The organism is Bacteroidota bacterium, assembly GCA_016699695.1.
GTDB lineage: Bacteria > Bacteroidota > Bacteroidia > Bacteroidales > UBA10428 > UBA10428.
This window is the reverse complement of record CP065006.1, coordinates 2,858,957-2,878,569: the sequence shown is the minus strand read 5'-3', so window position 1 is coordinate 2,878,569 and position 19,613 is coordinate 2,858,957. Positions and strand designations below refer to the sequence as shown.

At 41.1% G+C, this 19,613-nt stretch carries 20 protein-coding genes; 12 read left to right on the top strand and 8 right to left on the bottom strand.

The features are described 5' to 3' along the window. Window positions 1-9: 9 nt before the first annotated feature. Complete coding sequence (locus tag IPM71_12135; protein QQS50324.1) at window positions 10-939, bottom strand: magnesium transporter CorA family protein; 930 nt, start codon at window positions 937-939, stop codon at window positions 10-12. 244 nt (window positions 940-1,183) lie between these two features. Continuing rightward, window positions 1,184-3,070: a glycoside hydrolase family 13 protein gene (locus IPM71_12130; GenBank protein QQS50323.1), complete on the bottom strand. Its 1,887-nt coding sequence runs from the start codon at window positions 3,068-3,070 to the stop codon at window positions 1,184-1,186. Between the two features lie 377 nt (window positions 3,071-3,447). Between IPM71_12130 and IPM71_12125 the strand changes: the two genes are divergently transcribed. Further along, a complete protein-coding gene (locus IPM71_12125; GenBank protein QQS50322.1) occupies window positions 3,448-4,320 on the top strand; it encodes a kinase/pyrophosphorylase in 873 nt (290 codons plus the stop codon). 3 nt (window positions 4,321-4,323) lie between these two features. Here IPM71_12125 and IPM71_12120 read toward each other — a convergent pair whose 3' ends face one another. Next, window positions 4,324-4,926, bottom strand: a complete 603-nt coding sequence (locus IPM71_12120; GenBank protein ID QQS50321.1) for a nitroreductase — start codon at window positions 4,924-4,926, stop codon at window positions 4,324-4,326. A gap of 260 nt (window positions 4,927-5,186) precedes the next feature. On the opposite strand from IPM71_12120, the gene IPM71_12115 reads away from it, so the two are divergent. The 6 genes from IPM71_12115 to IPM71_12090 all read left to right on the top strand — a co-directional run bounded on the left by IPM71_12115 (window position 5,187) and on the right by IPM71_12090 (window position 11,346). Then, complete coding sequence (locus IPM71_12115) at window positions 5,187-7,217, top strand: acetate--CoA ligase family protein (GenBank protein QQS50320.1); 2,031 nt, start codon at window positions 5,187-5,189, stop codon at window positions 7,215-7,217. 10 nt (window positions 7,218-7,227) lie between these two features. Further along, window positions 7,228-8,541 (top strand): pyridoxal phosphate-dependent aminotransferase, encoded by a 1,314-nt coding sequence (locus IPM71_12110; GenBank protein ID QQS50319.1) that lies wholly within the window; start codon window positions 7,228-7,230, stop codon window positions 8,539-8,541. 134 nt (window positions 8,542-8,675) lie between these two features. Beyond that, complete coding sequence (locus IPM71_12105) at window positions 8,676-8,903, top strand: 4Fe-4S dicluster domain-containing protein (GenBank protein ID QQS50318.1); 228 nt, start codon at window positions 8,676-8,678, stop codon at window positions 8,901-8,903. Between the two features lie 24 nt (window positions 8,904-8,927). After that, window positions 8,928-9,995: a 3-methyl-2-oxobutanoate dehydrogenase subunit VorB gene (locus IPM71_12100; protein ID QQS50317.1), complete on the top strand. Its 1,068-nt coding sequence runs from the start codon at window positions 8,928-8,930 to the stop codon at window positions 9,993-9,995. Between the two features lie 3 nt (window positions 9,996-9,998). Then, window positions 9,999-10,781: a 2-oxoglutarate oxidoreductase gene (locus tag IPM71_12095; protein QQS50316.1), complete on the top strand. Its 783-nt coding sequence runs from the start codon at window positions 9,999-10,001 to the stop codon at window positions 10,779-10,781. A 7-nt stretch (window positions 10,782-10,788) separates the two neighbouring features. Beyond that, a complete protein-coding gene (locus IPM71_12090; protein ID QQS50315.1) occupies window positions 10,789-11,346 on the top strand; it encodes a 2-oxoacid:acceptor oxidoreductase family protein in 558 nt (185 codons plus the stop codon). 65 nt (window positions 11,347-11,411) lie between these two features. Here the strand turns inward: IPM71_12090 and ssb are convergent, their stop codons facing one another. Further along, window positions 11,412-11,750: a single-stranded DNA-binding protein gene (gene ssb, locus IPM71_12085; protein ID QQS50314.1), complete on the bottom strand. Its 339-nt coding sequence runs from the start codon at window positions 11,748-11,750 to the stop codon at window positions 11,412-11,414. Window positions 11,751-12,044: 294 nt separating this feature from the next. Between ssb and IPM71_12080 the strand changes: the two genes are divergently transcribed. From IPM71_12080 to IPM71_12070, 3 genes are all read left to right on the top strand, one after another. Beyond that, window positions 12,045-12,578, top strand: coding sequence for a TlpA family protein disulfide reductase (locus tag IPM71_12080; protein ID QQS50313.1), 534 nt, complete (start codon window positions 12,045-12,047; stop codon window positions 12,576-12,578). A gap of 262 nt (window positions 12,579-12,840) precedes the next feature. Then, on the top strand, window positions 12,841-13,194 hold the full coding sequence (locus IPM71_12075; GenBank protein ID QQS50312.1) for a type II toxin-antitoxin system RelE/ParE family toxin: 354 nt from the start codon (window positions 12,841-12,843) through the stop codon (window positions 13,192-13,194). A gap of 2 nt (window positions 13,195-13,196) precedes the next feature. Further along, window positions 13,197-13,517 carry a helix-turn-helix transcriptional regulator gene (locus tag IPM71_12070; GenBank protein QQS50311.1) on the top strand — a complete coding sequence of 107 codons (321 nt, stop codon included), beginning with the start codon at window positions 13,197-13,199 and terminating at the stop codon, window positions 13,515-13,517. A gap of 160 nt (window positions 13,518-13,677) precedes the next feature. Here the strand turns inward: IPM71_12070 and IPM71_12065 are convergent, their stop codons facing one another. Further along, a complete protein-coding gene (locus tag IPM71_12065; GenBank protein QQS50310.1) occupies window positions 13,678-14,385 on the bottom strand; it encodes a DNA alkylation repair protein in 708 nt (235 codons plus the stop codon). 200 nt (window positions 14,386-14,585) lie between these two features. On the opposite strand from IPM71_12065, the gene IPM71_12060 reads away from it, so the two are divergent. Continuing rightward, window positions 14,586-15,596, top strand: a complete 1,011-nt coding sequence (locus tag IPM71_12060; protein ID QQS50309.1) for a hypothetical protein — start codon at window positions 14,586-14,588, stop codon at window positions 15,594-15,596. 87 nt (window positions 15,597-15,683) lie between these two features. Here IPM71_12060 and mscL read toward each other — a convergent pair whose 3' ends face one another. The 3 genes from mscL to IPM71_12045 form a co-directional block, all read right to left on the bottom strand. Next, window positions 15,684-16,076, bottom strand: a complete 393-nt coding sequence (mscL, locus tag IPM71_12055; protein QQS52835.1) for a large-conductance mechanosensitive channel protein MscL — start codon at window positions 16,074-16,076, stop codon at window positions 15,684-15,686. Window positions 16,077-16,163: 87 nt separating this feature from the next. Beyond that, the gene (corA, locus tag IPM71_12050; protein ID QQS50308.1) at window positions 16,164-17,252 is read right to left on the bottom strand and encodes a magnesium/cobalt transporter CorA; all 1,089 of its coding nucleotides are present in this window, start codon (window positions 17,250-17,252) and stop codon (window positions 16,164-16,166) included. Window positions 17,253-17,269: 17 nt separating this feature from the next. Continuing rightward, window positions 17,270-18,535, bottom strand: coding sequence for a hypothetical protein (locus IPM71_12045; protein ID QQS50307.1), 1,266 nt, complete (start codon window positions 18,533-18,535; stop codon window positions 17,270-17,272). Window positions 18,536-18,888: 353 nt separating this feature from the next. Here IPM71_12045 and IPM71_12040 point away from each other — a divergent pair, with 353 nt between their 5' ends. Further along, on the top strand, window positions 18,889-19,611 hold the full coding sequence (locus tag IPM71_12040; GenBank protein QQS50306.1) for a class I SAM-dependent methyltransferase: 723 nt from the start codon (window positions 18,889-18,891) through the stop codon (window positions 19,609-19,611). The last annotated feature ends 2 nt before the right edge of the window (window positions 19,612-19,613 follow it).

The window sequence follows — 19,613 nt, the reverse complement described above, 5'->3', positions numbered from 1 at the left end:
ACCAAAATCCTAAAAATATTGACGTTTCCGAAACAATAGAACCCCGCCTATCGAAAGCAGCAATGAACCTGCTATAATAGACGGCAAGGCCCATGGGGCCGATTCCATAAAATTAGGAACATTCATGCCGAAAATACTGGCAATTAAAGTAGGAATCATTAATATGATAGAAATAAGTGTAAGCTGCTTCATCACTACGTTTAGATTATTTGAAATTACCGAAGCAAAAGCATCCATCATTCCACTTTGAATATCGGAATAAATCTGTGCCATTTCCAATGCCTGCTTGTTTTCAATGATGGCATCTTCCAGTAAATCTTCGTTGATTTCGGTAACTATTTTCTTCGAATTTCGAAGTCTTGCCAGCACAATCTCATTGGCTTTAATGGAAGTAATAAAATAAACAAGGCATTTTTCCATCTTTAACAGTTTGTTCAATTCCTTGTTTTTAATCGATTTCTCAAGGTCTTGTTCAATTGCAGAAGTCATCTGGTTGATCTGTTTGAGGTATTTTAAATACAAACTACCAGAACGCAAAAACAAACGCAAAATAAAATTAATGTTATCGCTAATATGTCGATACTGTTCTCTTAATATCGGAGGTTGCCCGATAGGTAAAACCTCATTATGCTGTAAACATAAGGTAAGGGTAAAACCATCGGTAAAAAAAATACCAAGTGGTATAGTAGCGAAAGGCAGTCCATTATCTTTTACTTCAATCGGAATCCGTAAAATAACCAGCGTCCAATCGTCCTCGAATTCTATCCGCGGCCTTTCATCCATATCTAATATATCGTTGATGGAATCGTCAGGTAATCCAAAATCCTCAGAAATTCTTCTTAGTTCTTCGCCAGACGGATTAATAACGTTAATCCAGCATCCTTTTTCCAATGCAGCTATTTCGACATAGCCGCCAAACGTTTTAAAGATTCTTATCACAGACTTGCCTCCTTACAATTTGTTCTGTAAGGAGCATTCACGGCCTTACAGGGAGATTAATACTTTCGTTTCTTATGATACGGGCCTTCGTCCATATTAAAATAATTATTGTGGCACAAATGTAGCACTTTTTATTTTCAAAATACCTTAATAAACAATGCAACAACTACCTTACAGAGTTGAAATATAAATCAGACCTGAATACCTTTAGCATTGCTTTTTTTAAATACAGAATAATGCTTTACTAATTCACCAAAACCATTGCAGTGCGGGCAGGTACAGTTATTTTAAGTTTATCAGCATGCCCCGAAAAAACCATTTCAGATTGAAACACACTTTTATAGGCCATGCTTGTGCGCACCGGTATTTCAATCATTTGTTCTTGAAAAGAGAGGTTGAACACGCATAGGGTTTCCTGTTCGTTTAGTTTTCGCGAATAAGCCAACAGCAATGCGTTGTCATCGGCAATTAGAAAAATCACATCCCCACTTCTGAGTTCCTGTCGTGTTGCACGCAAACGCATCAGACTCGAATAAAAAGCACGAAGCTCCATATCCACCTCCACCGCATCACTTTTTGCTGTGTTGCCCAGCAGGGGATGAATATTTTCGGCTTCATAAATAAGGTCCTCCCAAACCAGAGGTTTCCGGTTGCTGGGATCATCCTCGCCCCACATCCCCGACTCATCGCCTGCCCAAACCTGTGGAGCTCCGACATAGGTAAACTGATGCGTCAGAAGCATTTTTTGTATTTGAAGTGTAGCCGAATCAGGTTTGTCGATTTTATAATCCTTATTATCAATTAGTTTAACTCTGTCTTTATACTTTCCCTGGTTATATAGCGATGTGGACAGACGCGGTGAATCGTGACTGGAAGACATATTCATCATCGCTTTCTGATTGGCCTCCGAAATACCCTGGTTTAGAAAATTGAGTTGTTTGACAAACTGAGAAGGAGAAAGTGCATCGGCCTGCTGGCCAAAAAAACCGCGGGCAGCTCTGTACCATCTGTAATTCATTACAGCATCGAAGGCATCATTCAACCAGGGTTCTGGGTCGAGCAGACGATCTGGCCATTGTTCCCACCAGATTTCACCAATCAAAATAGCTTCGGGGTTAATGCTTTTCACCACCTTTCTGTATTCGCTCCAGAAGCCTACAGGCACTTCACCGGCTACATCAAGCCGAAAACCATCGATACCATCCGAAGGGTCACCATCGTTGTTCGGGTCGAGCCAGCGTTTTGATACATCGAAAATATGCTGTTTTAAACTTTCGGAGTTGAAATTACCTTCGAGGTATCCGACTGCATATTTAGGTGGCTCATTGGTAATGGTGCGCTTAAACTCGGGAAGTTCACGCACATGGCTCCAACCTTCATACAAAAATTCGTTTTCGCTCGTTGCCGGGTCATCAAATCTTTCTATCTTGTACCATTCGGCATAAGCCGATTGTTTTCCTTTTTCCATCACATCTTGAAATGCCCAGAAATTCATCCCGGTATGATTCCAGGAATAATCCATCACCACCCGAATGCCACGCTGATGGCAGGCATCAATTAGCTGCAGGAACATACTGTCGGCAGTAGTCCATTTCCAGGTCGAATGGTCGCCAGGATTTTCTGCTTTCATTATAGAGGCATCAAGTACTGGATCCGGGCCAAAATGACGGTCGATATGATGGTAACTTGCCGCATCGTATTTATGAAGGCTGGGGGCATCGTTAAGCGGGTTAAAATAAATGGCGTTGATACCGAGTTGGGCCATGTAACCGAGTTTTTCAATTACACCAGCCAGATCGCCTCCATAGCGCCGGGCCGAAACACAATTGTAAAAACTGCTGTCCGATAAACTCCCAAACCAGGGATCAGGTTTATACCATTGCTGGGTCCAGGGGGTTAATTCCCAGGAGGCGATTTCTTCGTGTGGATAAGTGCCTCTCAGGCTCTCAGCTGTGGGGTCGTTGTTGGTGTCGCCATTTCTGAAACGTTCTACCAGAATCTGGTACCAAATGGCATCTTCCGACCAGGTAGGCGGGTTGTTCTGCGACTGTATTGTTGTTGTTCCCTGCTTGCATTGGGCAAGAAAAAAGATGAGTACAACTGAACCCACGAAACCGACTATTCTTTTCATCTGTTTATAATTTGTTTTTTAATGGTCAGATGGAACATCCATGAACCCCGAAGGGCCCGGCAAAGCCAATAAACATACTCATGTGTGTTAAACATATTTATCATGGATGTTTCATTCCCGATGGTTTTATAACTCTAAGTTGATAAAAAACACACCATTAAAAAAAAAATATGAATTCAATACAAGGTTTTATAGCAATACTAAAAAGCACTTACCTCTAGTTAAATAATTATATAACAATTATTTAATATAAATGTAATAAGAAGCTAAAATCAAGGTTTTAAGAATGAAAATCAAACCCCTTTTTTGGAAAAATGGAGTTTATCACACAAATTAAATTAATTTCATACTAACTTTTCGAGCAAATACAAAAAGATATGGAATTGGAAAACAAGCAAAACATAGCACCAATATACGTTGCATCCGGGGGTAAAGGAATTGCCGGCCATGCCATGGTGCATTCGCTCATCATACAATACCCCGACAATAAAATACCTGTTAAGGTTATTCCAAACGTTCAAACTGAAGAAAAGATAATTGATCTGGTGCAACAGGTAAAAAACGAAGGTGGTTTGCTGACGCATACCATGGTCAACACAACCCTGCGCCGCATGCTTATTGATGAATGTGAAAAGCAAGGTGTTCGACAGATTGATTTTATGGGCCCGCTTGCCAATTACCTCGAAGAAGAACATGGTTTGCAGTCGATCAGTGTTCCGGGATTGTACCGACGCATTAATTACCAGTATTTCGACCGGGTCGATGCAATTGATTTTACACTTACCCAGGACGATGGACTGAATCCACAAAGGCTGAAACAGGCAGAAATTATCCTCACCGGAGTATCACGCTGCGGAAAAACACCCTTAAGTGTGTACATGTCGATGTTTGGATGGAAAGTAGCCAATGTGCCAATAGTAAACGGTATCAAACCTCCCGATGAACTCTTCGAAGTGGATCCCCGAAGGGTATTTGGATTACGCATTGGCCTTAGTCACCTGATTTCGATCCGGCATAAAAGGTTGTTGCAAATGGGCGACATTCGCAATGCCAATTACATCGATCAGAATAATGTACGCGAAGAACTAAGGTATGCCGGACTCATTTTCGAAAAAGGAGGCTTTACAACCATTAATGTTACCAACAAACCCATAGAATCGACAGCCAACGAAATTATTGGCATGATCTCCGACCGTTTTGGATATGCCGATAGGAAGCAAAAGACTCAGGAAGAGGATGAAAAACCTTAGACACTAACCCTTAATTTTACCAATCCACTGCGTTTTGAGTTTTGAATCGGTGCGTTTCCGGTTTGTTTGGCTGATACCATCTTTCGCCACACCAAGCTGGAAAAAACCGAGGCATTTATCGCCTGCTTCGAGTTGAAGGTAATCTGCCATTTGTGGTGTATAGCATACATCTCCTGTACTCAGATAACCCGAAATACCAAAGGCCGGCAAAGACAAATAAATGTTCTGCAGAGCGCAAGCCGTAGCTACCACTTCTTCAATTTCAGGAATCCTATTTCCACTATCATGCTTTACAATTAGTGCAATTACATGTGAAACCTGCCCTGCTTTTTCGGCATATTTATCCAGCTTTCCCTGGCTTACTTTATCGGCAGGTGTGATGGCCTTGTAAATTTCTGCCTGCTTTTCGAAAAACTGCTTCACCCCATCGTTGCGAAATACTTTAAAATGCCAGGGTTGGGTAAGTTTATGGGTTGGAGCCCAAACGGCGAGCGCAAGCATCTCTTCGATGGTTTCATCAGAGATCTTTGCTCCATGAATAAAATCTTTTGGGTATACTGAGCGCCTGCTCAATAGAAGGTTTTTGCAACAATCGATGAGTTCCAAATTGATAAGGTTTTAGTTCTGGTTTGTTTCGTGGATTAAAATTAGGAATTCCTTTTATGTTATTCATAAAAAGCCAATTTAGATATTTCTCAAATCATTGGGTCAAGCATTGTATTATTACGATACCCATTCAGAAAGGAAAATTTTATATTTTTTTGAGAAAGTACCTTGAGCATATGATTTTTATCCTGCTTGATAAATGTTAGCATTTTTAAGTATTGTCTTTTCTAATTTGGCAGGTAGCCATTTAAAATCATCTGATGATAAATACTGCGCTGACAAATCCTTCGAGTATAGCCATTGTAGGAGCATCGAATAATCTCGGCAAACCTGGTGGCGGGCTTGTGCATAATCTGGTGCAAGGTGGTTACAAAGGCCGGGTGTATCCTGTGAATGTAAATGAAACTATTATTCAGGGTTTAAAAGCCTACCAGAGTATCGAGGAACTGCCTCCCACTGATCTGGCCATATTGGCCATACCTGCAGCTACGTGTGTGCAGACAGTAAAGGGAATGGCAGAAAATAAAGCCACTAAAGCCTTTATTATTATTTCTGCTGGCTTTGCTGAAATGGGAGCCGAAGGAAAAGCTTTGGAGCAGGAATTAAAAAATCTGGCCCAACAGCATCAGCTGGACATTATTGGCCCTAATTGCATTGGCGTGATGAACAGCCAGTATAAAGCTGTTTTTGTTTCGCCCCCTCCGGCTATAAAACCCAGAGGTGTCGATTTTGTATCGGCATCAGGAGCTCTGGCAGTATTTTTATTTGAGAACGCTCCAAAACAGGGCCTTGAGTTTGGCAATGTATTTACGGTAGGAAACTCAGCAGTAATTGGTGTGGAAGAAGTGCTGGCCTATTGGGACCATGCGTATGATCCTCTCACCAGTTCAAACCTTAAAATGGTATATGTTGAACAAATACGTAAACCTGAACTTTTTTATAAGCACATCCATTCGTTACGCAGCAAAGGATGTGATGTAATAGTCGCTAAACCTGGCGATTCGGAGGCTGGTGCAAGAGCAGCCCTTTCGCATACAGGTGCATTGGCCGGAGACAGTGCTGCCTTCGGACTTTTAATAAAAAAAGCAGGCGCTATTCCTTGCTACAGCCGCCAGGATCTTATTAATACTGCCTGTATACTTTCGCACAAAAAACCAAATGGTAATAACCTTGCCATCATCACCCACGCCGGTGGCCCGGCAGTATTGATCACCGACCGTCTTCAAAAAGCAGGAATTCAGGTTCCTGAAATTGATTCAGAAAGTCAGAAAAAAATACTATCCATCCTGCATCGGGGTGCCTCAGCCATCAATCCGGTTGATCTACTGGCAACAGCCAATAAGGAACAGCTAACTGCTACCATCGAAATACTCGATTCGCTGTCATACATCGATGCGCTGATAGTGATTTATGGAAAAACAGGTATGGAAGATTTGTTTGAAACCTATTCGGCATTATCTGCGGCCATTGATCGGGCAAAAAAACCTGTTTATTCGGTGTTACCATCCGTACAAAGCGGAGAGGAAGAAATTACTCATTTTCTGAAAACAGGAAAAACCTGCTTTATCGATGAATATGTCTTCGCTGAAGCTTTCGATAAAGTACTTCATGCACCAAAAATATATCCAGCTCATCTTTACATCCCTCCGGCAAAAGAACTTAAAAAACAAACCACTTCAAGGGCATTATCAGAAGAAGAAACCCTCGAATGCCTCAAATGGGCCGGTATTCCTCTCACTGTAACAGAATTGATAGATTGCGAAGCTGACCTGGATAAATGCAGCAAAATGGAATTTCCATTGGTTGCCAAGGTGATGGGAATTTTACACAAAACTGAAGTAAACGGGGTAATCCTTAATATTACCAATAAACAACAGCTCAAAGAAAGTTTTGAAAAACTCCTTCGCATACCCGGATCGACCGGTATGGTGGTTCAGGAAATGATTCGGGGTACCGAACTATACCTGGGTGCCAAAAGACACGATGGTGTGGGTTTTTCGGTACATGCCGGAAGCGGAGGTATTTTTTTGGAACTGTTACGCGATGTGGTTTCCTTTTTAGCACCCGTAAGCTTCGACGAAGCCTATGATTTATTGGGCGAATTAAAATCTTTTAAACTTTTCGAAGGTTACCGCAACATGCCACCAGTAAATCGGGAGGCATTTGCACAAGTAATATCTGCCTTTTCCCGGATGTTTGAAAAATATCAAGACATAAAAGAAATAGACCTTAACCCTCTGATAGCAAGCGGAGACCAGATTGTTGCCGTCGATGCACGAATAATTATTTAATTTCCAACGAATGACACAAGAAAACCTGCCCATTTCTGCCCGGTTAGTGGAAGAAGCCCTCGAGAATTCAGGCATCAGGGAACTTGCTTCTGCCTCCATACGCGAAGTGGTTGCTCTAATAAAATACCTCGAAAACAAAACCGGTATTTCCATGCTTCGAATGGACATGGGTATTCCCGGCTTACCAACTCCTGCTATCGGAATAGAAAGTGAAATAGCTGCACTGAAGCAAGGAAAATCGGCACAATACGGTCAAATCGATGGCATTCCGGAGTTGAAAAAAGAAATTGCCCTATTTGTAAAAAACTTTCTCGATGTAGAAGTAAGCGAACGCTCTTGCATAGTGACAGCAGGATCGATGATGGGCTCGATGATTACCTTTATGGTGGCTGCCAAACGCGAAAAAAGCAGGCAGGGCGTGCTCTTTATCGATCCGGGTTTTCCGGTTCAGAAAAAACAGGCCAATGTCATGAACCTACCTGTCTTCAGTGTAGATATCTATCATTACAGGGGCGACAAGCTGTATGAAAAACTGGAAGACATCTGTGCAAAAAACGGCATTTCGGTAATTATCTATTCCAACCCTAACAATCCTACCTGGGTGTGCCTTACAGAATATGAACTAAAAACTATTGGTGAAATAGCCAACCGTCACGATATCGTTGTTGCCGAAGACCTAGCTTATTTCGGCATGGACTTCAGGCACGATTACAGTAAACCCGGCCAACCCCCTTTCCAGCCAACTATTGCAAAATACACCAACAACTATATTTTGCTCATTTCAAGTTCCAAGGTTCTTAGCTTTGCCGGTCAACGGGTTGGTATGCTGGTGGTTTCCGATGCCTTGTACAACCGCGAATACCCAAACCTGCTCAGCATTGGCGACAACAACAAGTTGGGTCCTTCGTTGGTAATGGATGGTGTATATGTAATTTCTGCAGGAACAAGCCATACCGCACAGTATGGTCTAGCAGGCATGCTGCAGGCAGTTAACAATGGCAGCTACAATTTTATCGAACCACTCAAAGAATATGCGTTTCGGGCCCATGAAATGAAGAAACTCTTTATTAAGAATGGTTTTGAGATACTTTACGACAAAGATGGAATGGAGGATATTGCCGATGGTTTCTACTTCACAATTACTTATCCGGGGCTTGACGAAAACGAACTCATAACACGATTAATTCGTTGTGGCCTGGGAACCATTTCGCTTAGAATAACTGGTAGTAAAGGCAAAGCCGGTGTTCGGATCAGCGTATCGATGGTCGATCAGACAAAGTTTGATACCCTCCACCAGCGCTTAGCTCTTTTTGAAAGCTTGTAACTTGTGGCCTAAAATTATGGATTTCTAAAGTAATTTTGATAATATTGACAGCTCAAAATAAACCCTAACTTTTGGTGATCATTTGTAAGCATCTGGCTTATAAATGTTAAACCAAAAAAAACACTTTCCAAAGAATGGCAAAATTGAAAGGCACAGTGGTGGTGGAAGTAGAAAGATGCAAAGGCTGCGAGCTGTGCATTGTAACCTGCCCACAGCAAGTACTGGCAAATAAAGAAGCCCAGGTCAACAGCAAAGGATATCATTACGTGTACATGGAAAAACCAGAAGAGTGCACAGGGTGTACCAATTGTGCTGTCGTATGCCCCGACGGGGTGCTCACTGTCTATCGGGTTAAAGTTTAATCATATAAAAACACAACCTTCCACATGGGAGAATTAAAACTAATGAAAGGCAACGAAGCTGTTGCCGAAGCAGCTATTCGGGCCGGAGCCGATGCCTATTTCGGTTACCCCATAACTCCACAGTCTGAAGTAATGGAATATTTGGCTCTTCAGCAACCCCACAAGCGCACCGGCATGGTGCTGCTTCAGGCCGAAAGTGAAATTGCCGCCATTAATATGGTATACGGTGCTGCCAGCACAGGAAAAAGAGCATTTACATCCTCTTCAAGCCCCGGAATAAGTTTGAAACAAGAAGGCATCTCGTACATGGCAGGAGCCGAATTACCCTGTCTGATACTCAATGTAGTACGCGGGGGTCCCGGCCTAGGCACCATTCAACCATCTCAGGCCGATTATTTTCAGTCGACCAAAGGAGGTGGACATGGCGATTACCATCTGATCGTACTGGCTCCTGCTTCTGTTCAGGAAATGTCTGATTTTGTGAAACTTGGCTTTGAATTGGCAGAAAAATACCGCAACCCGGCCATGATCTTGTCCGATGGCGTGATTGGCCAAATGATGGAAAAAGTAGAGCTATTCGAGCAACAACCCCGTAAAACCGCCTTCAACGAGCCATGGATGGTTACAGGTAAATCCAACAACAGAGAAAAAAGGGTTGTTACCTCGCTCGACCTCGATCCGGTTAAAATGGAAAAGCATAATTACGACCTCATTGAAAAATACAAAACCATTCGCGAGAAGGAAGTGCGCTTCGAAGAAATACAATGCGACGATGCCGAATATATTCTGGTAGCCTATGGTTCCTCAGCCCGTATTTGCCAGAAAGCTGTTGAGCTGGCTCGGGAAGAAGGCATTAAGGTTGGCCTGTTCAGGCCCATTACCCTTTATCCTTTCCCGGAAAAGGCTATTGGCATGCTGGCACAAAGGGTGAAAGGATTTTTATCCGTAGAACTGAGTGCCGGACAGATGGTAGAAGATGTGCGACTGGCTGTAAACGGCAAAGTACCCGTATCGCACTATGGACGATTGGGCGGAATGATTCATTCGCCCGAACAGGTTTTATGCGCTATTCACGAATTTTTAGTAAGGTAGACAATGGACATTAATACAATTATAAAACCCGAAAACCTCGTGTACAAGCGTACCGAGTGCCTCACCGACCGCACCCTTAGCTATTGCCCTGGTTGCGGGCATGGAGTAATTCACCGTATTGCCATGGAGGTGGTAGAAGAACTGGGCATTCAACAAGATACCATCGGAGTTGCATCGGTAGGTTGTTCGGTACTGGCCTACGACTTTATGGATATCGACATGACCCAGTCGCCTCATGGCAGGGCAACCGCTGTGGCAACCGGTATAAAACGCTGCTGGCCCGATAAATTTGTATTTACTTACCAGGGCGATGGCGACCTTGCTGCCATTGGCACTGCAGAAACCATACATACTTGCAACAGGGGCGAGAACATTACCATTATTTTTGTAAACAATGGCATCTATGGAATGACAGGCGGACAAATGGCGCCTACTACCCTTCCCGGGATGAGATCATCCACAAGTCCTTATGGCCGAGATGTAGAGCTGATGGGAAACCCTATTAAAATGACCGAGCTGGTTGCCCAATTGCCAGGCACTTATTATGCTACCCGACAGTCGGTTCATAAACCTGCCAACGTACGTAAGGCGAAAATGGCCATTAAAAAGGCCTTCGAAAACCAAAGACTTAAAAAAGGAACTTCCATAGTCGAGATCGTATCGAACTGCAATTCTGGATGGAAAATGACACCCGTCGAATCGAACAAATGGATGGAAGAAAACATGTTCCCTTTTTACCCGCTTGGCGATATTAAAGTAGATGGTCAGCTGGTAACCAAACAATAGAATCACCATGAACGAAGAAATAATCATAGCAGGTTTTGGCGGACAAGGAGTATTGTCGATGGGGAAAATTATGGCCTACTCGGGCATTATGCAACACCTCGAAGTAGCCTGGATGCCCTCTTATGGTCCCGAAATGCGCGGAGGAACAGCCAACGTAACTGTTATTCTGAGCGAATCGCGCATCAGCTCGCCCATTCTCAATGCCTTCGATACAGCCATCATCCTAAACCAGCAATCGCTCGATAAGTTCGAGAAGAAAGTTAAACCGGGTGGTCTGATGCTCTACGATACCAACGGCATTACCCGCCACCCCGGGCGCGCCGACATTAAAATTTACAAAATTGAAGCAGCGGCAGAAGCGGCCCGCATGAGCAATTTAAAAGTATTTAATATGATTGTACTCGGTGCTTATCTGAAAATCACCAACTTCCTGGAATTCGACCATGTAGTGGAAGGCCTTGAACAATCGTTGCCCAAACGTTACCATAACACCATACCTGCCAATACCGCAGCCATAAAGCGCGGGATGGAAATTGTGGAACCCTACCAGGTATTAGTTTCCTGAAAATATAAAGTCCGGACTGCAAAATTCCCTGCGGTCCGGACTTCATTTTTAGGGTGAGTTCTGCCTCAGGAATTCTTCGGAGGTAAAAGCAAGTCGTTCAACACAATTTCGGTTATGGTACGTTTTTGTCCCTGTTTGTCTTCGTAACTGCGGTACACCAGCCTACCCTCGAGGGTAACATACGAACCTTTTGCAAGAAATTTCTCCACAAGCTCAGCGTCCTTGCCCCAGGCTACTATGTTATGCCATTGGGTGTCTTCTACTTTTTCGCCTTTTTGGTCGAAATACATCTGATTGGTTGCCAAACTGAACCTGGCCATTTTTTTCCCATTTTCCAGTTGTTTCACTTCAGGATCACCGCCTAAATGGCCGATTAATTGTACTTTGTTTTTCAAGTCTTTCATAATACTTAAGATTAAATGAGTTTATTGATTAGTAGTCCTTATCGTTTCAGATAATTTCTGAAGCAAACCTACAACCCTCACCAAAGAAATTCCGGTTGATAAGCATTTATAGTCGTTTTATATTCGCTTATAGTCGTTTGTTGTCGGTTTGATAATTGAATTTATGATTCTTAGCTATATATGAATGCTTCAACAATAAATGCTTCGAAATAAAAATACTTGATAGAAAAAATAACAAGTCTTTTCAATTCACAAAAGTCAGACTACTTTTAGGCAACACTTAACCTATACGCTATGCGAGCATTTTGCTTTCTATTGATAAGCCTTTTGGCTATAAGTTTACCGGCACAAGAAGAGGATGACCCGGGTTACCTGGTTAGCATTGGCCAGCTGGCACCGGATTTTGAGATGCAACTCACAACAGGCGAAGTACTGAGGCTATACGATATGAGAGGAAAAATTGTAATGCTTCAATTTACAGCCAGTTGGTGCGGCGTTTGTCGGCAGGAGATGCCTTTTATTGAAAACGAAATATGGCAGCCATTGAAGACGAACCCACATTTTGCACTGTTTGGCATTGACCGCGATGAACCGCTAGAAAAAGTAATATGGTTTTCCGAAAAAACACAAATTACCTATCCTCTCTCGCTCGACCCCGGGGCTGCAATCTTTCAGCTATATGCCGAAAAAGAGGCTGGCGTTACACGAAATGTCATTGTCGGTGCCGATGGCCGAATACTCTATCTTACCCGCCTTTTTAACCGCGAAGAATTTGATGCGATGAAAGAAGTAATTTTTGAAGAAGTAGCTGCATTGAAGGGAGAATAATCTAAAACGGTTATACCCCCTGCTAATTTATATAGCTGGTTTCAAAACAAAATTATCCTTTGTCTGGAATTGCAACCCTTTTTCAATGTAAGGTAAGTTTCCGCTATGAATAAATACACCCTAATTAACCAACCTAAAGAAACTCTGGATTCTTAATATTTCTCAGTTGCCAACAAGTGGAAGTAGCATCCTACACAAAATAAATACTTCTGGTTGTTTCTAAATATGGAAACATTTTAATAGCTTTGTACAAAAAAGATAAATGGTCAAGCCGATTGAAGTAATACTTTTACCTGAGGCAGATAAATTCGTTGAAAATATTGAGGTATCTGCAAGAAAGAAGCTATTCTATGCGATTCGTAAAACGAAAATGCGGTTCTATGGAGATTGGTTTGAGAAATTGAAAAGCTCGAAAGATATCTTTGAATTTCGAGTAAAAGATAGCAATAAGTTTTTTCGACTTTTTGCATTTTGGGATAGTTCGGGTGATTCAGAAACATTGATTGTTTGTACACATGGATTGATTAAAAAAACAAACAAAACTCCCAAACAGGATATAGAAAAAGCTGAAATGATAAAAGAAAAATATTTCAAAGGATTATTAAAAAACTCGTGATTATGCAAACAACAGATTATAAAAGACTTGAGGATTTAGAAAATAAGTACTTTGGAGAAATGGGAACTCCTGAGCGAGAAGAATATGAGTTTGATTTGAAAATGGAATTGATTGGAGAAAAAATTAAACAATTACGGATTCAAAATAACTTGACACAATCACAGCTTGGAGAACTGATTGGTGTGAAACGTTCCCAGATTTCAAAATTGGAGCATGGAAACCATAGTGCCTCTGTTTCAACTATAATGAAAGTCTTCCAAGCAATGAAAGCAAAAGTTAGATTGCGGATTGAGACGGATGATTATTTTGAATTTGCTTTTTAATAACCACCAGTTGGCAACATGCGGTATAAAAAATTGCCGGGATAGTAGGTTATTCAAGGTTTGTGCCCGCTTCAACTTTCGTGTAACTTCACAGAAAATCTCCCCGCAATCGGCAACTTTTCATTTCGCCGACCGGTTCGCGTATTCCAAAATCAACAGTCTATTTTCGCATTGCTATGGCTTTGAGATCTGCAGGCATTTTTTCGATGGCATACCTTAGTGCTGTTCGGGGCATAAGGGTCTTATTCTTCATCACATAATCGAAAATAGCTTGCTGATATACCTGACTGGCCACCTTCAGCATCCAGCCATAACCTTTCTGCACCAGATCGTCTTTATCAAGCAGCAAGCTATCGGAAATGTCGATTATTTCGCTTAAAAACATGCCTTTTCTGGCCGGCACAATCAAAGAAACAGCTGCCGCCCTTCGCATCCATCTGTTTTCTGATAGAGTAAACTCTTTGAGTGATGCAAGGTATGAAGGATATCTTATTATGAACTCGCCAAGGGTGTGGTTACAAAAGGTATCGCAGGAAGCCCAGTTCGAAACATAGGTATCAATCCACCTTCTGAAGATTTCGAAATCATCAGGTGCAAACTGCATTTTCATCGCATAAGACCAATTGCAGGCAATAAACGATTCTTCCATGTAGTTCGATTTCCACAATTCTTCGCATAACAAAAACACTTCTTGTTTTGGCAAGTGCCCGACCTCGTTAAAATACTTCTTACCTAAAGCGGTTACTATTGCTGTTTTAACGCCATATAAATTAACTGCTTCCTTAAAAAAACGTTCTCCTGAAATTCGGGTATTATCGTCGGCAAGCATTGTAAGCTCTTGCCTCATGGCATCAAGTATTTTCTTCATAGCAGAAAATTTTATGAATTCAAACAAAATAAACAAAAAAGCCTATTTCACTGAAAATAAATGCATTTTGGTTTCGATTAAATTTAGGCAAAATAAATAAGCTTGATTGCTTTTTAAAAAGTCACGCAACCTTTTTTTGGCTTACCCATCTTAGATCCAGATTTCCAACATAACCAATCTACAAATTAAAAACAATGAATATGAAAATTAAAATGACTCGAATTGGTTTACTGGTTGCATTCCTTGCGCTTGCTGCTACTTCCTGTAAAAAGGAAACAAGTAACGATGCACCCCAAAGCGAAGAGGTGAAAAATTACCTCGAGATAAAAACAAAAATGGCTGCCATACAGGCTACGTCCGGACAGATGAACAATTTTATGGATGTGATTGCGGCCAGCCAACTAAACAGCAATGCGTTGAGTCTTGAATCGAATACCGGCGATTCGGTTGTAATAGACAGTTTGCCTGTTGACGATGGTGACTTTTGGGACTACTGGACCTGTGCTACTGTCACTGAAATTAACAATGGCGATGGCACAATAACTACCGTCTACGATTACGGCGATGGATGCGAAGAATATGGCTCAATGATGCGTGGAAAAATAAGCTATATCTGGAGCAATACGGAGAATAATTATTATTCGAAGGTTGTTTATGAGAATTATTATAGCTGGGGCATGGAGATGAATGGTTTTTCGGAATATTCCTTTACCTCGAGCGGCGATTCTTATTTCGAATATACTAACGATGACGTGAATAGCGATTCTGCTGTTTCTCCGGGTATTGTGTTCAATTGGTCCGGAACTTCCACAGGCAATGAGAACATGACTGTAACTTTTGACAATGGCGATAGCTATTCCTACACCTCACTTTACAACAACGAATGGGATAACTCAAGCTATACTTTACTGGAAGGTGAATATACCTACATTAGCGAATCGGCGGGTTATGAGTATTCCTATTATATCTCTGTTCCATTGGTTTACAATTACGAATGTACAGATACCTGGGTACCAGTTTCGGGAATCGAAGAGATTCATTATGTAAATGGAACCGAAACTTATGATTTTGTTACCAATTACGGCGATGGTTCTTGCGACAACCTGGCCGAAGTGACTGAAAATGGCATAACTACGGTAGTTGATTTTGGAGAATTGTATACCATTTATGCCGAAGAAAATGCTGATGGAACGGTTACTAACCGGAATTAGTCTGTGGCTTGCTTAACAATTTCCAACCAAATAAAAAATCCCACTTAGACTTGTTCCAGGTGGGATTTTCTTTATAACCGTTCCGATTTATTTCTTAAGAAGATCGCGGATTTCGGTAAGCAAGATCTCTTCTTTGGAAGGAGCCGGAGGGGCAGCTGGAGCAGCTTCTTCTTTTTTCTTGGCAGCATTCATTGCCTTAATCACCATAAAAATGGCAAAAGCTACAATCAGAAAATCAAAAGTTACTTGAAGGAAGTTACCATAGTTAAGGCTCACAGCAGGATTTCCATCTACAGCCTCCTTCATCACAAATTGTAAGTCTTTAAAATCGACACCACCAATTACCAAACCCAGGGGAGGCATGATGATATCACTGACAAGGGAACTTACAATCTTTCCAAAAGCAGCACCGATAATGATACCCACGGCCATGTCAATTACATTACCTTTCATGGCAAAGGCTTTAAATTCGCTCACAATTTTCATAGAATAGTAGTTTTAGTTTGCTTAAAGATACAATTTACTGAACCCAACATCAAACAATGTAAATGGCAAAAAGTGGTGAGCCTAAAAATTACTACGGTTAAAACCACCTTTTTTTCTTAAGTAGAATACCATTGCCGTAAAGGTAGAACCCATCAATAACCAAGCAGCGGCATAACCATATTTCCATTTCAATTCGGGCATGTTGGCAAAATTCATCCCATAGATACCCGCAATAAATGTTAAGGGAATAAAAATAGTGGATACGATGGTTAGAGTGCTGATTAACTGATTCATTCTATAACCCTGAACTGAAAAGAATAGGTTTGTGTTACTTTCCAAAGAAGCTTGAATCATATCGCAACTATCCAGCAAGGTCAAGCATAAGTCTTTGATTTCAAGAAAATATTTAATATTCTTTTTATCGATGAACTGTTTTTCTTCCCTTTCGAGTTGTAATGTAAACTCCTTAATCGGAAAAATGGATTTTTTAATAAAATGAACAAATTTCTTGTGATTTTCAATCAGCTTTAAGGTATCAGGAGAAGGTTCCTTTTTGGTATCAGTAAAGTTAAAACTATCTATTTCACTGTCTATTTTATTGAGCGTTTTAAAATAATTATCGAGTATGGATTCCAACATGGTGTAAAGCAGATAGTCGGTAGCACTTTGCCTGAGAATACCAGTATCATTTCGAAGCCTATACCTTAAATGTTCAAAAAAATCGGCTTTCCGTTCCTGAAAAGATATTAAAAAGTTTTCTCCCAGGATAAAGCTTATTTGCTCTGTAATAATTTCACTATCAGATGGAACGATTGATTTAATAGTTAAGAAGGAGAAATCATCAAATTCCTGAAATTTTGGTCTTTGGTTGACATCTAAAATATCTTGTATGACAAGATTGTGAATATCAAACTTTTGGCAAATATCAACAATTGAATTCGGTTCGCTTAATCCATGTATATTGAGCCAATTGCGATACTCGCTACGGCTAAAATTTTCAATATCCGAGGAAACCAGGTTTTGCTTTTCCTTGCAATTTTCTTTATTGTATTGAAACAGCTGAATGCTAATTTTTTCAGGTCTCTTGGACCCGGTAAAAATAAATACACTCGGGTCTGGTTTCTTTCTATGAAGAGGTTGAAGCTTTTTTATGGGTCCAAAAGGATTCATTCTAATATATTCTGGCTTTATCGTTTTAGTTTCATCCCACCCCTATTATAAAACTCCGAGGCACGTGATTTCAAGTACAGGTTGCCATGATTGTCCTGGTCATTTTCGAACGAGGCCTGATCGGGAGCACCTTGTCCAAATAAAAGGGCAATTACTCCGCAGTTGGCAAATTTGGCCAGGTTATAAGCCGAGTTATCGCCCAGGAAATATTCCACCCGGTTATCTTTATACCCTTGCTGGGGACCACCATTATTCGCTACATTCAGATGGTATTCATTACCCATCGCAATCTGCCAGAGTATCCACCTTTTTCCGGCTTTAATATTCCACAACCTTAACCATTCGGCATAGCGGTTAAAGCTTTTGGAGTTGATGCTTGCGGCAGTGTCTGTATCCCACCACTTATCGGTGTCAAGTACTACCTGGTAATAATCGGCATCGCGATCGGAAGGATCGCCAACCAGAAAATCAAATTCAAGCCCTGTCTGATTAGGGGTCAGACCCAGTGGAGCCAGAAAGTTATAGGTTTCGTCTACCTCGGGCTGAAGGGGTATGTTTGTTGAATAATAGGAAATATCATTACCGGTGGCCCATGCCGACACATGTATACCAAGACTTAGTTTATCAACACCCATTGTTTTTTTAAGTTCAAGAAATGCCAATCCCCAACCGGCCAGCGTATTGGGTAGCCCAGACAACTCGGGTATACCAGTATCTTCCACCGCTGAATAGGCATTGGGATTTCCGCCGGTTTGCTGCTGCATCATTGCAAAACCATCCGCTTCGACAAGAATAATTACCGGTTTGCCAAATTCTTTGATGCGCGAAAGCAGCAACATATATTCTTCGAAATAACGCTTCATGGTAGAAGCATTCGTTGTTTTGTCGTACTCTTCGCCTCCACCTTCAATTTCCGCCAAGAGATAAAACTCGAACACAGGAACAGCCCCAATTCTATCGCATTCGTTCATAAAGTCGAAAGCCATATTGCCATTGAACTCATCCAGGCCCCAGTTATCGGCCCACCCTGGCACCAGGTAAATGTAGCCTGAATTCCAGGGCACCCCGCTGTTCTCCATCCAATGCAGCCCCCTGTTCTCAAAAATACCCACATGCATTACACTTTCGAGGCTAATTGGAATTTCGCCTCTGGCTTCGGTGCCATAGATTGTATTGCTATTGTCTGTGCTTGGACGTTCATTCTCATCATCGCACGAAAACAAAAGTAAAAGGGAAAGAATTGGCACTTTCAGTACCAGCTGTTTATAGCGGAATAGATTCATGGTGGCAGTAGTTTTATTGTTAATTCTTACGTGGTTTAATACTTTCTTCCAAATATATCGAATTCATAAATTCTTACAATAAAAACGAAGTTTAAACCGAAATGTTTTATCTACAATTGATTGCATTTAAAATCGGAAAATATTTCCTTCTAAACCTGATTTCAAAAAGTATTGCCAGTTCTTCTAATAATTCTATTTTTGATCTCTGATTTGGAGTATTTTTGGTGCCTCTGAATAGTTAAGTTATACCCAGCCCATTAATGAATTTAAAGTTTTAATATCATTCATTCAACAAAAGATCATCAAAGTTTAGATTATATTGTTTTAAAAGGTCACTACCCAAAAGTGTTAAAATGAGTACAGAGAAAAAAGTAGAAAATTGGTATAACAATTTTGCCAGCCAGCAAATACAAACGGGTATTACAATCAGGCATTATAAAATTCTAGAGTATTTACGCCTTGCAGGACTCAGGAAAAGCAGTCGCGTGTTAGAAATTGGTTGCGGCGTGGGTACCCTCACCGAATTGCTTTCACAGTATATTACTAGGGGTAGTATGGTTGCAGTCGATATTAGTACAGAATCGGTTGAAATTGCACGAAAACGCTTATCGAAAGTAAAAAATCTGGAATTTGTTGTTTCTGACATTTATGAATTCAGTCACTCCAAAAAATTTGATTTTATTGTATTACCCGATGTTCTGGAACATGTACCAGTTGAACAACATCGAAAGGTATTTCAGATTTTAGCGGAACATATGCATGAGCAATCATTACTCTTCATTCATATTCCTCATCCGAAAGCATTGGATTACATTCGTTTGCATACTCCTGAAAAGCTGCAGATAATCGATCAGTCGTTGGATGCCAGCACCCTTATTGAAAATGCTTATGCCAACAAGCTTGTGTTGGTAAATTATACCCCCACCAATTTGCATCATACTGTGGCTGATTATGTCTACATGATTTTCAGAAAAGACTATCAGGTAAATTTAATCGCATTGCCACAAATAAAAATAATCAAGGCTAAAACAATCTCGCGGATTAAGTTTGCGCTTTCGAAATGGACAGGCAAGTAAAA

Bases quoted from the DNA above. Each gene is read 5' to 3' on its own strand.
- IPM71_12075 (QQS50312.1), top strand. From the start codon at position 12,841: ATGGTCAAGCCGATTGAAGTAATACTTTTACCTGAGGCAGATAAATTC.
- ssb (QQS50314.1), bottom strand. From the start codon at position 11,750: ATGAAAGACTTGAAAAACAAAGTACAATTAATCGGCCATTTAGGCGGT.
- corA (QQS50308.1), bottom strand. From the start codon at position 17,252: ATGAATCCTTTTGGACCCATAAAAAAGCTTCAACCTCTTCATAGAAAG.
- IPM71_12045 (QQS50307.1), bottom strand. From the start codon at position 18,535: ATGAATCTATTCCGCTATAAACAGCTGGTACTGAAAGTGCCAATTCTT.
- IPM71_12065 (QQS50310.1), bottom strand. From the start codon at position 14,385: ATGAAGAAAATACTTGATGCCATGAGGCAAGAGCTTACAATGCTTGCC.
- IPM71_12080 (QQS50313.1), top strand. From the start codon at position 12,045: ATGCGAGCATTTTGCTTTCTATTGATAAGCCTTTTGGCTATAAGTTTA.
- IPM71_12090 (QQS50315.1), top strand. From the start codon at position 10,789: ATGAACGAAGAAATAATCATAGCAGGTTTTGGCGGACAAGGAGTATTG.
- IPM71_12105 (QQS50318.1), top strand. From the start codon at position 8,676: ATGGCAAAATTGAAAGGCACAGTGGTGGTGGAAGTAGAAAGATGCAAA.
- IPM71_12115 (QQS50320.1), top strand. From the start codon at position 5,187: ATGATAAATACTGCGCTGACAAATCCTTCGAGTATAGCCATTGTAGGA.
- IPM71_12095 (QQS50316.1), top strand. From the start codon at position 9,999: ATGGACATTAATACAATTATAAAACCCGAAAACCTCGTGTACAAGCGT.
- IPM71_12125 (QQS50322.1), top strand. From the start codon at position 3,448: ATGGAATTGGAAAACAAGCAAAACATAGCACCAATATACGTTGCATCC.
- IPM71_12100 (QQS50317.1), top strand. From the start codon at position 8,928: ATGGGAGAATTAAAACTAATGAAAGGCAACGAAGCTGTTGCCGAAGCA.
- IPM71_12070 (QQS50311.1), top strand. From the start codon at position 13,197: ATGCAAACAACAGATTATAAAAGACTTGAGGATTTAGAAAATAAGTAC.
- IPM71_12110 (QQS50319.1), top strand. From the start codon at position 7,228: ATGACACAAGAAAACCTGCCCATTTCTGCCCGGTTAGTGGAAGAAGCC.
- IPM71_12040 (QQS50306.1), top strand. From the start codon at position 18,889: ATGAGTACAGAGAAAAAAGTAGAAAATTGGTATAACAATTTTGCCAGC.
- IPM71_12130 (QQS50323.1), bottom strand. From the start codon at position 3,070: ATGAAAAGAATAGTCGGTTTCGTGGGTTCAGTTGTACTCATCTTTTTT.
- IPM71_12060 (QQS50309.1), top strand. From the start codon at position 14,586: ATGAAAATTAAAATGACTCGAATTGGTTTACTGGTTGCATTCCTTGCG.